Source organism: Micromonospora alfalfae (assembly GCF_022230925.1).
Lineage (GTDB): Bacteria > Actinomycetota > Actinomycetes > Mycobacteriales > Micromonosporaceae > Micromonospora > Micromonospora alfalfae.
In genome coordinates this window covers 227326-241004 of record NZ_JAKKFH010000008.1, presented here as the reverse complement: position 1 = coordinate 241004, position 13679 = coordinate 227326, and the positions used below count along the sequence as shown (strand labels likewise).

Here is a 13679-nt window from a genome sequence, read left to right as displayed (position 1 = left end):
GATCGCCGCGCAGGACGCGGCCGGACGGATGACAGAGAGGTGTGCTGATGTCGACGACGAATCGACCGCTGCGCAGCGGGGAATGGTTCGGTGCGGAAGGTCGCAACGGGTTCATCCATCGATCCTGGATGCGCAACCAGGGGTTCGCCGACGACGTCTTCGACGGTCGCCCGGTGATCGGCATCGCCACCACCTGGTCGGAGCTGACACCCTGCAACGCCCACCTGCGCGACCTCGCCGAGTCGGTGAAGCGGGGCGTGTGGGAGAGCGGGGGCCTGCCGCTGGAGTTCCCGGCGATGAGCCTGGGCGAGCCGCTGATGCGACCCACGACCATGCTCTACCGCAACCTGCTGGCGATGGAGCTGGAAGAGTCGGTCCGCGCCAACCCGCTCGACGGGGTGGTCCTGCTCTCCGGCTGTGACAAGACCACCCCCGGTCTGCTGATGGGAGCGGCGAGCGTCGACCTGCCGACCCTGATGCTGACCGGCGGCCCGATGCTCAACGGCAAGTTCCGCGGCCAGGACATCGGCTCCGGCACCGTCGTCTGGCGCTTCACCGAGGAGATGCGGGCCGGTCGGATGACCGCGGCCGACTGCTCCGAGGCGGAGGTCGGCATGTCCCGCAGCCGAGGCCACTGCATGACGATGGGCACCGCGTCCACGATGGCCTGTGTGACCGAGGCGCTGGGCGTGCAGCTGCCGGGGGCGGCCGCCGTGCCGGCGGTCGACTCCCGGCGGTACGCGCTCGCGCACGCCGCCGGACGCCGGATCGTCGCCATGGTCGAACAGGACCAACGGTTGTCCTCGGTGCTCACCAGGCAGGCGTTCGAGAACGCCGTTCGGGTCAACGCCGCCATCGGCGGTTCCACCAACGCCGTCGTACACCTGCTCGCGATCGCCGGACGCCTCGGCGTCCCCCTGTCGCTGGAGGATTTCGACATCCTCACCGCCGACGTGCCGATGCTCGTCAACCTCATGCCGTCCGGGACGTACCTGATGGAGGATTTCGCCTACGCGGGCGGCCTTCCGGTGGTCATGAAGGAACTCGCCCCGCTGCTGCACATGGACCACGTCACGGTCAGCGGCAGAAGCGTGGCGGAGAACGTCGACGGCGCCCAGTGCTGGAACCGCGACGTCATCGGCACCATGGAGGAGCCGTTCCAGCCCGCCGGCTCGGGCACCGTGGTGCTGCGGGGCTCGCTCGCGCCGTCCGGTGCGGTGCTGAAAGTCTCCGCCGCCTCCGCCCACCTCCTCACGCACACCGGCCCGGCGCTCGTCTTCGACCGGATCGAGGAGTACGTCGTCGCCGCCGACGACCCGGACCTCGACGTCACCCCCGACACGGTGATCGTCGTCCGCAACGCCGGACCACGGGGTTACCCCGGCTTCCCGGAGGTGGGCAACGTGCCCATGCCACGACGGTTGCTCGCCGACGGCATCACGGACATGGTGCGGATCTCCGATGCCCGGATGAGCGGCACCGGCTACGGCACCTGCATCCTGCACGTGGCACCGGAGGCGTCAGTGGGTGGCCCGCTCGCGCTGGTACGCACCGGCGACCTGGTCTCCGTCGACGTTTCGACGCGCCGCCTGGACCTCCTGGTCGACGACGCCGAACTGGCCCGACGCCGCACCGCCTGGCAACCTCCGCAGCCGGTGGCCGACCGGGGTTGGGTACGGCTCTACAGCGAGCACGTCCTGCAGGCGGACAGCGGCGCGGACCTCGACTTCCTTGTCGGTGGCAGCGGCAGCGCGGTGCCCCGTCACTCACACTGACGGCCACGATCGGACGAGGTCCACGAGAAACTGATTCCATGGAAGAACGGACGGCCCGCCAGTGCGAGTTCACGCAAAGGCCGCTGTGACAGCGGCTGACCGGCCCCCGGTCATGGCCGACGTCGCTCGCCTGGCGGGCGTGTCACACCAGACGGTGTCCCGGGTCATCAACGGGGCACCCAGCATCAGACGCGAGACGCGGGAGCGGGTCCTGGAGGCCATCCGACGACTCGACTACCGCCCCAACACCGCCGCCCGCGCGCTGGTGCGCGGACGGTCCGGAATGATCGGCATCATCGGCACGGCCAGGACGCTGTTCGGCCCGACGAGCATCCATCGCAGCGTCGAGGACGCCGCCCGCGCGGCTGGCTACTTCGCCACCTCGGTGAGTCTCTCCGAGGTGACGGTACGGGCGCTCAGCGACGCCACCGAACACCTCATGCGCGTCGGCGTGGAGGGCGTCGTGATGATCGCCGGCAACGATGAGGCCCTCGAGGTGGTGCGGATGACGCGCTCGGGTGTCCCCTTCGTCGTCGTGGAGGGCGATCTGTCCAGGGCCAGCGTGACGGTCGGCGTCGACCAGGTGCTCGGCGCCCGGATGGCCACCGAGCACCTCCTCGACCTCGGGCATCGAGAGATCGTGCATGTGAGCGGTCCGCCCAACTGGGCGGAGGCGCGCGCCCGCCTCGAAGGGTGGCGTCAGGCGATGAGTTCCGCGGGCCTACGCCCGCCGGAGCCGGTCGAGGGGGACTGGAGAGCGCACAGCGGCTACGCCGCCGGGCTGCGGATCGGTGCGATGCGCGCGACCACTGCGGTGTTCGCCGCCAATGACCAGATGGCCATCGGGGTACTGCGCGGGTTGCACGAGCGTGGGCGGCGGGTGCCACACGACGTCTCCGTCGTCGGATTCGACGACGTGCCCGAGGCGCCCTACCTCATCCCGCCGTTGACGACGATCCAGCAGGACTTCGACGCGGTCGGTCGGCGGGCCATCACCGCCGTCACCCAGGCCATCGACGACACGGTGCCGCAGCGTCTGCCGCTGGTCGTCCCCAAGCTCGTGGTGCGGCAGAGCACGGCGCCGCCGACCGCCACCTGAACAGCCAGAACCTCCACCGGATGCCCGCCGACGGGGCGGGAGCCCCGGCGTGTGGCCGGGGCTCCCGCGACATCGATAGTGCGTGGGTCGAACGAGGTGTTCAGAGCGTGAAGACGAGGGTGGAGATGCTGCGGGCGCCGACGTTGATGGTGGCCTGACCGCCGTTCACGCTGGTCGGCTGGCTGGCCGCGTTGGCGTTCTGCGAGGTGAGATAGTGCTCGGCCCGGCTGACGTTCTGCGGGGCCTGGATCACGGCGTTGTTGACCGCGCTGTTCGAGCGGTTGAGGATCACCAGGGTGATCTTCCCGTCGCCCTGGTAGGCGGTCACCTCCAGCGGCGAGGCCTTCGAGCTCTTCGACAGAGCGACCCGCTGGTAGCCGGGGCGGACGTACTTCGCGTACTGCGAGAAGGCGTACCCGCGCTTGAGCGGAGCACCAGCGACGGTGCCGAACGCCGACTCACCATCACCGATGAACGAGTAGTAGCGCTTGCCGTACCACCAGATGTAGGCGTTCCAGTTGGCCTCCATCGACTTGTGCACTGTGCGCATGATGTCGTCGAGGGTTTCGTTCCAGACCGCCGTGTTGGCGGGGTTGCCCCAGATGTTGGAGCCGCCGCCGTCGGCGGCGTGCAGGTTCCACTCGGTCATCCACACCGGCTTGTTGTGCTGCTCCGCCAGCGAGTACGGCCGCAGTCGACCGGACTCCTCGGTGCCGTACAGGTGCCCACCGATGTAGCCGATGTTGTTGCGGGCGGTCGCGTCGTTGAGGGTCGGATCGGTGAAGTTGTAGTTCATGTTCACCGCCTCGGCCACCATCAGCTTGGTGTTCTGCACCTTGGTGCCCTGGTCGCGCACGAAGGTGCGCAGCTCGGTGCCGCTCCAGTCCATCGAGTCGTAGTCCGGGTGCCAGTCCGGCTCGTTCTGCACCGACGTGACGTCGATGGATACGCCCTGGCCGCGCATGTACTGCACGTAGCTGTTCAGATGGTTGGCGTAGTCGTCGTAGTAGTCGGTCTTCAGCTTGCCGCCGTTGACCCGGCTGTTGTTGGTCTTCCACGCCGCCGGCGCGGTCCACGGCGAGGCGAGGATCTTCACGTTGGATCCGTACGACTTCGCCGTCTTCAACGAGTTCACGTGCGTCGCCCACTCGCTGGATTCCGGCGACAGGCCGGTCCGCACGATGGAGAGCCCCAGCTGGTTGGCACCCATCCCGACCAGTGTCTGCGTGTCCGTCGTCGACCAGGCGCTACCCCAGATGGACTGCGCGGCCCCGAAGCCGTCGACCGTCTGGTACCTGGTCGCGCTGTTGACCGTGATGTCCGCCGGCCCGGTCGGCGGCGGGGTGGTGGGCGGCGGGGTGGTGGGCGGCGGGTCGGTCGGCGGCGGGGTCGTCTCGGTGCCACCGGTGCAGCCCACCCCGTTCAACGCGAAGATCGTCGGATCGGGGTTGCTGCCGGTCCACGAGCCGTTGAAACCGAACGAGACGGTCCCGTTGGTCGCGATGGACCCGTTGTAGCTGACATTCTTGGCGGTGACAGCGGTGCCGCTCTGCGTCAACGTCGTGTTCCACGCCTGCGTGACGGTCTGGCCGGCGTTGTAGTTCCAGGTCAGCGTCCAACTCGTCACCGCGTCGCCGAGATTGGTGATGGTGACGTTGGCGCCGAAGCCGCCCTGCCACTGCGACGACACGTTGTACTTGACCGAACAGCCGGCGGCGGCGGCCCCCGCTGGCATCGCCACGGCGACCGCTGCCGATGCCAGCAGGACGGCGCCGGCCGACACCAGGGCGGCGTTCTTCACTCTTCTTCTCACGAAACTCCTCCTGAGATGGTGGTGGCATCCACGCCTCGGGAGGGCTCGTCTGCGGCGAGATCAGCGGTGGTTGTGCGGTGGGGGATTGGGAGCGCTCCCAGGTGCTTGATTCAGAAAGTTAATTCGTATAACGAATCCTGTCAATGCAATCAGCCTGAGCGCGATGGTGCCGTCACCGGCCGCAGGCGCCGCACTGCCGGCGAGTGCGCAGGTGGTAGTCGGTGGACGCGATCACCAGGCCCACCCCCATGACGAGGTACGCCGACATCGCCACCCACAGGAACGCGTCGGAGAACTCGCTGTGCGAGTCCGAGATCACCTGCGCCATCCCCATCCCGAAGTAGGCCACGATGCCGGTGCCGAGCCCGAAGCCGGGCGCCAGCAGCAGCAGACGAGGAATGGTGCGCCCGGCGAGCAGCGGAACCCACTCCGGCCAGACCTCACCCCAGTGGTGTGCCAGCGCCAGTGGCAACAGCACTCCGGCCAGCACCAGGCCGATCTCCAACCCGAGCAGGGAGGCGCTCTGGTCGACGCGGTCGAACCCCACCACGAACTGGGCCGCGAAGCGGGTCACCAGACCGCCCACAGCGGCCCACGCGGCCCAGCGCGCCCACCGCGCGGGCGCCGAGCGCCGCGTACCCGGTCGAACTGTCCGGCAGCAGGCTGGACAGTCGCCCCGGGTGCGCCGCTGGTAACGCGCGGTAGCCAGAGCGAGCAGCACCGCTCCGGTGACACAACCGAGCCGGCTGACGAACGCCAGCGGGTCGAAGAACGGGCCGACGGTGAACAGCAGGAAGCCCACCAGCTCCGGCAGCAGGATCGCGGCTGCCGCGACCAGCGCTCCGGCGACAGCCCAGGCGAGCCCCGCAAGCGCTGGCCGCCAGGTCGCCACCCGGTCCAGGGCAACCGCCAGCCCGCCCGCGGCCGCGCACAACGCCACCGACCACCAGCCGGTGAAGCCGAGCAGGTCGAACCCGAGCCGCCCGAACTCCGGAGCCTCGCCGACCGTCCAGGCCAGACGCACGCCCCCGTATGCCACGGCCCAGCCGAGCACTGCGTACGTCAGGCCATGGAGGCTCCGTCCGACGATCTGTGTCGATGTCGTCATGCACCGATCCTGCTGGCGTCCCGCGGTGGGCGGGCCCCGCTGACGGGGGAAGGCGTTCCCTCGCGGGAGGGACCGGCCGGACCGTGGGTGCGCCGAACAGAGCCGGACAGGGGCTCGCGGTTCCAGCATGGCGGGTGCGTCAGACAGCCGTGTCACTTGTGGAGTGACAGGGTGTGGTGTGAATCCTCGGCCTTCTATACCGTGGCACGGTCACGGGTGGCCACTTCCTCGACTGGGCCGTCCCGCGACGACGTCGCGTACGCGTTCGACACGGGGGAGTTCGTCATGACCATGGAATCACCGACGACCGGCCGGGTCGAGGCCGGTGAGGCTGGCGTGCAGCAGAAGATCGACACGTCGGTGCCGCATTCGGCGCGGATCTGGAACTACTGGCTCGGTGGCAAGGACAACTTCGCTGTCGACCGCGAGGCCGGGGACCAGTATCGCCAGGTCTTCCCCGGCGTCGTCGACGTGGCCCGGGCCTCCCGGCAGTTCCTGGTCCGCTCGATCATGTTCCTCGCTGCCGACGCGGGCATCCGCCAGTTCCTCGACGTCGGCACCGGGCTGCCGACCGCCAACAACACGCACGAGGTGGCCCAACGGATCGCCCCGGACGCGCGGATCGTCTACGTCGACAGCGACCCGCTGGTGCTGGTGCACGCGCGCGCGTTGCTGGTGGGCACGCCCGAGGGCAGGACCGCCTACATCGACGGCGACCTGCGCGACCCGGCCGCTGTCATCTCCGAGGCCGGCAAGACGCTCGACTTCGCGCAGCCGATTGGTCTCATCCTCAGTGGCGTCATGGGTCACGTGCCCGACTACGAGGCGGCCCGTTCGGTCACCAGGCAGCTGGTGGCGGCGCTGCCGAGTGGCAGCTACCTCTCGCTGAACGACGGCACGAGCCTGATCAGCGCCGAGATGCAGCAGGCGCAGGACGACTACAACGACAGCGGCGCGACTCCGTACACTCTGCGCTCGCCCGACGAGATCGCCGGCTTCTTCGACGGCTTGGAGCTGGTCGAGCCCGGCGTCGTGCCGTGCCCGCAGTGGCGACCGGACGACGCTGTCGACACGCCTGCCGACATCGATGCCTTCGGCGGGGTGGGCCGCAAGCGCTGACGCCGCCGCGCGGCACTGACGGTCAGCTGGTCTGGTCGGCTGGCGGGAGGACGCTCTGCACCGCCACGCAGGGGTCCGTGGCGGGTGCGGCGGCGTGGATCGCTTCGGCGGCCCGGGCGGCGAGGTCACGAAAGACCTCGCGCTGCTGCTCGGGTAACCCACCCAGGACGTGGTCCTCGACGTGGGTGACCCGCCGCTCGGCCTCGGCGAGCGTCTGGCGTCCGCGTTCGGTGGCCACCACCCGTCGGGCCCGTCGGTCCTGGGGGTCGGGCCTGCGCTCGATGAGACCGGCGTTCGCCAGGTCGTCGATGACGTAGGTCAGCACGCTGCGGTCGATGGCCAGGCGAGCGGCCAGGGCGCCCTGCGTGGGCACCTCCTCGTGCACGACGACGGCCAGGATGTGGTACCCCCGACTGCCGTGCGGCAGGTCCTTCAGTAGCTCCTCGACGCGCTCCTGCCAGCGGCGCAGCACCATGCCCAGCGACCAACCGAAGTTCGAGCCGCGCTTGCGGTCGGCCGGCAGCTCGCACGGATCGGTCACGGACATGTCCCGATGCTAGTGGCCGGCGCGTTGATCATCATCCGACATCGCGACAGCCCAGGAATGATTGGCGACCAAGATAGGTTGTCTGACAAACGATAGGCACAGAACATCATGAGTTGATCAAACGATCGCGTGGATGGTGAGACAATGTCGGACTACGGGCACGAACTCCGGTTTGGGTCGTTCCTGACACCCAGCGTGCACGACCCGGATCAGGTGGTGGCGCTGGCCGAGCTGACCGAGGCGGCAGGGCTGGACCTGGTCACCTTCCAGGACCACCCGTACAACGCGGAGTTCCTCGACACCTGGACCCTGCTGAGCTGGGTCGCCGCCCGCACGGAGCGGCTCCGGATCTCCGGGAACGTACTCAGCCTGCCGCTGCGCCCGCCGGCCGTGCTGGCCCGGGCCGCGGCGAGCCTGGACCGGTTGTCGCACGGCCGTTTCGAACTGGGCCTCGGCGCCGGCGCGTTCTGGGACGGAATCGAGGGCATGGGCGCACGTCGGCTGACCGCGGGGCAGGGAGTCGCGGCCCTGCGGGAGGCTATCGACGTTCTGCGCGGCGTCTGGGACGACACCGCCACCGGACCGCTGCGGCTGGACGGGGAGTACTACCCGGTACCCGGAATGCAGCGCGGCCCGAAGCCGGCACACGACATCGACATCTGGCTCGGCGCGTACCAGCCGAAGATGCTGGCCCTGACCGGCCAGAAGGCCAACGGCTGGCTGCCGACGCTGGAATACCTGCGATCTCCGGACCGGGTGACCGCCAACCGGCTCATCGACGAGGCGGCCGTCGCCGCGGGCCGCGAGCCCCGGGAGATCAGGCGGCTGCTCAACCTGTTCACTGTCGACGTCTCGTCGCGCAGCAGCGGCTTCCTCCAGGGGCCCGTCGAGCAGTGGGTCGACCAACTGCTTCCGCTGGTCCTGGAGGAGGGGTTCAGCACCTTCCTGATCGGGCGCGACGACCCACGCCTCATCCAGACCCTCGGGCAGGAGATCGCCCCCGCGTTGCGGGAGGCGGTCGCCAGGGAGCGCACCGGGGGTGAGGGCGGCGTCGGGCCGGTCCGCACGAGCGTCGCGCTGGCCGAGCGGCACCCCGGCCTCGACTACGACGCGCTGCCCCCGTCGCTGGCCGACAGGTCCGTCGAGCCCGGTGACCAGGAGTACGAGCGGGTACGCCACACCTACAGCTGGCACGGCTCGCCGGCCCTGGTGATCCGTCCGCGGAACGCCGCCGAGGTGGTCGACGCCGTGTCGTACGCCCGGACGCAGGATGTGCCGCTGTCGGTGCGCAGCGGCGGGCACGGCATCAGCGGCCGGTCGACGAACGACGGGGGAGTCGTCATCGACATGTCGAGGATGAAGAAGGTCGAGGTGCTCGACCGGGCGACACGCCGGGTGCGGCTGGAGCCGGGTGCCCGCTGGGGCGACGTGGCCCAGGCGCTTGCCCCGTACGGCCTGGCCATGAGCTCGGGCGACTACGGAGACGTGGGCGTCGGTGGTCTTGCCACCACCGCCGGCGTCGGATACCTGGCGCGCAAGCACGGCCTGACCATCGATCACGTCGTCGCCGCCGAGATCGTCACAGCGGACGGCCGGCTGCTCCGCGTCGACGACGAGCATCACCCCGACCTGTTCTGGGCCGTCCGCGGCGCCGGTGGGAACTTCGGGGTGGTCACCGCGCTTGAGCTGGAGGCGTACGAGGTCGACAAGGTCGTCTACGCCCAGCTCGTCGCGGACGCGACAGACACCGCCCGACTGCTGCGCCGGTGGGGCCAACTGGTCGAGGACGCGCCACGGGAGTTGACGAGCTTCCTCTCCCTCTTTCCCGGCCGCCGTGGCAACCCCCCGGCTGCCCAGGTCACCCTCGTCTACGCCGGTGCGGACGTCGAGGCGGCACAGTCCGCCCTGAGCCCGTTCCTGGAGATCGGACCGATTCTCGACCAGCAGGCGCAGCTCGTGCCGTACCCGGCGATCGTCGCGCCGCCCGGCAACCAGCATCGGGGGCAGGGGCTGAAGGACACCCGAAGCGGTCTGCTGCACCACGTCACACCGCAGGCCGCCGACCTCATGGAAAACATGATCCACTCCGGCGACGTGATGATCATGCAGTTCCGATCCGTCGGCGGGGCGGTCAACGACGTAACCCGCGACGCGACCGCCTACCCGCACCGGGAGCAGAACTTCTCGGTACTCGCCGCCACGGTCCCGGACCGCCGGCCCCACCTCGACAAACTGTGGGACGAGCTGTACCCGCACCTCGACGGCCTGTATCTCAGCTTCGAAAGCGACACCGATCCGGCTCGACTGCTGGACGCCTGGCCCGAGCCCACCCTCGGCCGGCTGCGCGCCATCAAGGCCAGCTACGACCCGGACAACGTCTTCAACCGGAACTTCCCCATCCCACCAGCTGAGCCGGTCGACTAGAGGGCACCGGACAGGTAGTCGCGGCGACGCTGCGGTTCGAACTTCTCGATCGCGTACCGCAGCATGACCCGGGGCATGACCCGGTAGCGGCGGGAGAGGAACTCCTCCTCCGCCGCTCTGTCCCGGTTGCCCACCTCGCGCAGCATCCAGCCCACCGCCTTGCGGACGAGGTCGTGTGGGTCGTGCAGGAGCCGGTCGCCGAGTCGGAAGGTCCACTCGAAGTCTCCGGCCTTGACGAAGGCGAAGGTCGCCATGATGGCGATGCGCCGCTCCCACACGAGGCTCGACCCGGCCAACCGGTCCAGGACGCTCCGGTCCCTGTCGAGCAGCCAGGGGCCGACAATGTACGGCGCGGACGAGTCCACCAGGTCCCAGTTGTCGATCCGGCCGGTGTTGGCCAGGACGATATCGAAGATCTGACCCCGTTGCGGCTCGTCGCCAGCGGCGAACTTCCGCACCAGGATGAACAGCGCGGTCAACCGCTCCTCGTGCGCGCCTTCGATGAGCAGCTTCGTCGTCTCGGCCAGCGAGAGGTCGCGCCAGAACCGGGCGGCCACCGTGCGCTGGTCGGGCACGGAGACACCGAGGGCCCGGTCGCCCTCGCCGTACCCACCGGGGACCATCTGGAGGAACCGGCGCGACGCCTCGGCTCGACGTGGATCGGCGAGGCTGGCGAGTGCCCGACGCACGTCGACGCTGGTGGCCATGACCGTCGACGCTACCGGGGTCAGCCCGCGCGGCGTAGGCGTCCGAGCATTCCGTTGAGGTCCTGGACGAACAGGTCGTGGCGGAAGAAGTGCCCACCCGGCACCTCGCGCCACTCGTGCGGGATGCCGGCTCGGGCGAGTGCCGAGCGGAACTCGCGCTGACCGGCAAGGACCTGGGTCTCGTTGACGGTGTCGAACCAGTTGATCGGGTCGGGTGACGTGCCGGCCGCCAGGAAGATCCGCTTGTTCTGGAAGCTCGGGATGCGCTGGACCGGGTTGTCGGCGCTGACCCGGGCCTCGTCCCACAGCGGGATCCCGTAGACGGTGCCGCCGCCGAGGTCCAGCGCGGCGGAGGTGGCGTTGGCCCAGTGCACGACGAGCCCGAAGTCCCGGCGCAGGCTGGCTGGCCCGGAGTGCGAGCTGACCGAGCAAAAGTGGCCGTAGTACTTGGCCGCGTACTTCAACGCGCCGAAGCCGCCCATCGAGAAGCCCGCGACCGCGCGTCCGTTGTACTCGGCGAACGTCCGGAAGTTCGCGTCGATCCACGGGAGCAACTGGGCGATGTGGAAGGTCTCCCAGTTTCGCGGGCCCACGAAGCTGTTCACCGGATTGGAGTACCAGCCGGTCGACGCGTCCGGCATGACGACGATGACCTCCCGGCCGGCGGTCAGACCGATGACGTTGTCCTGAAGGTGGAAGGTGCGGAAGTCGGCGTTGCCGCCGTGCAGCAGGTACAGCACGGGGTACCGCTTGCCGCTGGTGTGGTAGCCGTCAGGCAGCAGCACGTTGACAGCGGGGTCCCACTCGATGGCATCCGTGGCGAAGCGGTAGTACTGGAGGCGGCCGCCGTTCTCGTTGCGGTCGACGATGCGCAGGCCGTACCCGTCACCGGCGGCCTGGGCGGCGGACGAACCGGCGAGGGCGCCGCCGAACAGGCCGGCGGCGGCCGCCGCTGCCGAGCCACCGATCAACCGGCGCCGGCTGATCGACGCGGACGGGGGAACGTCGAACATGTGCGGTCTCCCTGGGGTCAGAAGGTGGTCTCGTTGGGCAGGCCGAAGAAGTCGTGCCATTTGGTGGCGCCGAGGAAGCTGGTGCCGGTGGAGAGGCCGACGTGGACGTCGTTGAAGCTGCCCTTGGTGAAGGCGACGATGTCGTCCTTGCCGTCGCCGTTGTAGTCACCCAGGTAGGGGAATTCCCCGGGCAGGCAGAAGAGGTCGTTCCACTTGACTGTGGTGCCGACGAACGAGGTGCCGGTGGAGATGGCGGCGTAGACGTCGGCGTCGGCGTTGCAGGTGAAGGTGACGATGTCGTCGCGGCCGTCGCCGTTGATGTCCCCGACGCGGGGTTGTTCCGTCCCGACGGCGAACAGGTCGTGCCACGTCTGTGCTGCCCCGAACGAGGCTCCCGTGGACAGGGCGACGATGACGTCCGATGCCGCGACCGGCCCCTGGGTGAAGGTGATGATGTCGTCGCGGCCGTCGCCGTTGACGTCGCCGAGGGCCGGATACTCGCCGGCGATCGAGAAGTACTCGTGCCACTTGAGGCCGGGGCCGAAACCCGTGCCGGTGGACAACGCCACGTACACGTCGGCGTTGGTGTCGTGGGTGAAGGCGATGATGTCGTCGCGTCCGTCGCCGTTGACGTCCCCCACCGCGGCGACCTCGGCGTTCGGCGCGAACCAGTCATGCCACTTGGTGGCGTCGGCGAACGACGACCCGTTCGACAGCGCCACGTACACGTCGGCGAGCGAGCCGTGGGTGAAGGCCACGATGTCGTCGCGCCCGTCACCGTTGAAGTCCCCGGACAGCAGGGTCTCGCCGTTGAGGCCGAAGAAGTCGTTCCACTTCACCGACGTCCCTGCGAACGAGGAGCCGGTGGAGGTGGCCACGTAGACGTCGTTGAGGTTGCCCTGGGTGAACGCGACGATGTCGTCGCGGCCGTCGCCGGTGAAGTCCGTCGGTGAACCCGCCAGGTACCGGCCACCCGAGCCGCCGGCGTTGACAAGGGAGATGTAGTAGTTCCAGTTCCAGTTCGGCCCGGGGTCGGTGTGGTCGTTGCCGGGCAGCTCGTTGTGACCCCTGATCGACGCACGGGTCTTCGGTAGCCCGTACTTGTCGCAGAGGTAGCGGGTCAGCGCGGCTGACGACCGGTACATGGCGTCGGTGAACCACGCGGGGTTGTCCACGAACCCCTCGTGCTCGATGCCCACCGCGTACGGGTTGGCCGAGCGTGCGTGGTAGGCGGTGTCGCCCTCGCGCACCATCTGGGTGATCTCGCCGTTGCTCGATTTCACCACGTAGTGCGCGCTCACCCCCGCCGACGGGTTCTGGAACCAGCTCACCGTGCCGGCGTAGGACCCCTGGGTCACGTGCACCACCACAGTGGTTATCCGCGCCGATCGGCCGGCCTGGTAGTTGCCGCCGTAGGCGGACACCCACCGGGCCGGCGCGTACTCCGGCACCGCCGCCGCGGCGTTCGCACCGGCGTCGCCCGCGGCGGCGACCCCCGCGTAGCGGCCGAGTTCGGGTCGCAGTGGTCGGGGCGCGACCCGAACCGGTCCGGCGGCGATTCCGGTACGCAGCAGGTCGTAGACGTGGTCGGCGTAGAGCCGGGCGGTCGACGCGTCCACGGCGGCGCTGTAGCGCGCCACCACCGGATACCAGGCGGAGAGCCGGTCGCGTGCCCCGCCGGTCAGCCCCTCGTCGTCGGCCAGGTCGCGGAGCACAGCAGCACCGCCGCGGATGTTGGCGGCGGTGACCGAGCGCAGGCGGTCGACCGGTTCGTCGGTGAGCGTGGCCGCCCGCTCCAGGCTGTGCTGGGTGGGGTTGCTGACCAGGTGCATGACCCCGTACCCGTTGGCCTGGCTGGGCAGGCCGCCGTGCCCGTCCAGCCGGGACTCACCGTAGGCGACGGCGACCAGCAGGTCCCGGGGCACGTCGAACTCGGTGGCGGCCCGGGTGAAGTCAGCGGTGAGCGAGCCGGGCGTCACGGGTCCGGCCGCGTCGGCCGGCGCGACAGCGACCTGACCGGCCAGCGCCGCCGCCAGGAAGAGGGTGCACGTACGCCTGGTCAGTCGCATGAGGT

General features: G+C 69.5%; 10 protein-coding genes. 4 read left to right on the top strand and 6 right to left on the bottom strand.

Translation table 11 applies throughout. The annotated features are described in order from the left end of the window. The first annotated feature begins 47 nt into the window (after window positions 1–47). Window positions 48–1775, top strand: a complete 1728-nt coding sequence (locus MED01_RS07765; protein ID WP_238667823.1) for an IlvD/Edd family dehydratase — start codon at window positions 48–50, stop codon at window positions 1773–1775. Window positions 1776–1887: 112 nt separating this feature from the next. Continuing rightward, the gene (locus MED01_RS07760) at window positions 1888–2874 is read left to right on the top strand and encodes a LacI family DNA-binding transcriptional regulator (RefSeq protein ID WP_274525393.1); all 987 of its coding nucleotides are present in this window, start codon (window positions 1888–1890) and stop codon (window positions 2872–2874) included. Window positions 2875–2974: 100 nt separating this feature from the next. On the opposite strand, the gene MED01_RS07755 is transcribed toward MED01_RS07760, so the two are convergent. Together MED01_RS07755 and MED01_RS07750 are read right to left on the bottom strand one after the other, a co-directional pair. Continuing rightward, window positions 2975–4609: a cellulose binding domain-containing protein gene (locus tag MED01_RS07755; protein ID WP_238668141.1), complete on the bottom strand. Its 1635-nt coding sequence runs from the start codon at window positions 4607–4609 to the stop codon at window positions 2975–2977. 250 nt (window positions 4610–4859) lie between these two features. Further along, complete coding sequence (locus MED01_RS07750) at window positions 4860–5795, bottom strand: hypothetical protein (protein WP_238667821.1); 936 nt, start codon at window positions 5793–5795, stop codon at window positions 4860–4862. 285 nt (window positions 5796–6080) lie between these two features. Here MED01_RS07750 and MED01_RS07745 point away from each other — a divergent pair, with 285 nt between their 5' ends. Beyond that, entirely contained in the window at window positions 6081–6914 is an 834-nt protein-coding gene (locus MED01_RS07745) for an SAM-dependent methyltransferase (protein ID WP_238667820.1), read from the top strand. Window positions 6915–6936: 22 nt separating this feature from the next. Here the strand turns inward: MED01_RS07745 and MED01_RS07740 are convergent, their stop codons facing one another. After that, the gene (locus tag MED01_RS07740; protein WP_238667819.1) at window positions 6937–7461 is read right to left on the bottom strand and encodes a MarR family winged helix-turn-helix transcriptional regulator; all 525 of its coding nucleotides are present in this window, start codon (window positions 7459–7461) and stop codon (window positions 6937–6939) included. A 144-nt stretch (window positions 7462–7605) separates the two neighbouring features. Here MED01_RS07740 and MED01_RS07735 point away from each other — a divergent pair, with 144 nt between their 5' ends. After that, window positions 7606–9885, top strand: coding sequence for an LLM class flavin-dependent oxidoreductase (locus tag MED01_RS07735; protein ID WP_238667818.1), 2280 nt, complete (start codon window positions 7606–7608; stop codon window positions 9883–9885). Here the strand turns inward: MED01_RS07735 and MED01_RS07730 are convergent. The 3 genes from MED01_RS07730 to MED01_RS07720 are packed head-to-tail and all read right to left on the bottom strand — an operon-like array spanning window position 9882 to window position 13674. Next, a complete protein-coding gene (locus MED01_RS07730) occupies window positions 9882–10592 on the bottom strand; it encodes a DNA alkylation repair protein (protein ID WP_238667817.1) in 711 nt (236 codons plus the stop codon). The genes MED01_RS07735 and MED01_RS07730 overlap by 4 nt on opposite strands. Before the next feature lie 20 nt (window positions 10593–10612). Next, complete coding sequence (locus MED01_RS07725; protein ID WP_238667816.1) at window positions 10613–11605, bottom strand: alpha/beta hydrolase; 993 nt, start codon at window positions 11603–11605, stop codon at window positions 10613–10615. 17 nt (window positions 11606–11622) lie between these two features. Then, window positions 11623–13674: an N-acetylmuramoyl-L-alanine amidase gene (locus tag MED01_RS07720; protein WP_238667815.1), complete on the bottom strand. Its 2052-nt coding sequence runs from the start codon at window positions 13672–13674 to the stop codon at window positions 11623–11625. Window positions 13675–13679 lie beyond the last annotated feature (5 nt).

Bases quoted from the DNA above. Each gene is read 5' to 3' on its own strand.
- MED01_RS07765 (WP_238667823.1), top strand. From the start codon at position 48: ATGTCGACGACGAATCGACCGCTGCGCAGCGGGGAATGGTTCGGTGCG.
- MED01_RS07760 (WP_274525393.1), top strand. From the start codon at position 1,888: ATGGCCGACGTCGCTCGCCTGGCGGGCGTGTCACACCAGACGGTGTCC.
- MED01_RS07755 (WP_238668141.1), bottom strand. From the start codon at position 4,609: ATGCCAGCGGGGGCCGCCGCCGCCGGCTGTTCGGTCAAGTACAACGTG.
- MED01_RS07750 (WP_238667821.1), bottom strand. From the start codon at position 5,795: ATGACGACATCGACACAGATCGTCGGACGGAGCCTCCATGGCCTGACG.
- MED01_RS07745 (WP_238667820.1), top strand. From the start codon at position 6,081: ATGACCATGGAATCACCGACGACCGGCCGGGTCGAGGCCGGTGAGGCT.
- MED01_RS07740 (WP_238667819.1), bottom strand. From the start codon at position 7,461: ATGTCCGTGACCGATCCGTGCGAGCTGCCGGCCGACCGCAAGCGCGGC.
- MED01_RS07735 (WP_238667818.1), top strand. From the start codon at position 7,606: ATGTCGGACTACGGGCACGAACTCCGGTTTGGGTCGTTCCTGACACCC.
- MED01_RS07730 (WP_238667817.1), bottom strand. From the start codon at position 10,592: ATGGCCACCAGCGTCGACGTGCGTCGGGCACTCGCCAGCCTCGCCGAT.
- MED01_RS07725 (WP_238667816.1), bottom strand. From the start codon at position 11,605: ATGTTCGACGTTCCCCCGTCCGCGTCGATCAGCCGGCGCCGGTTGATC.
- MED01_RS07720 (WP_238667815.1), bottom strand. From the start codon at position 13,674: ATGCGACTGACCAGGCGTACGTGCACCCTCTTCCTGGCGGCGGCGCTG.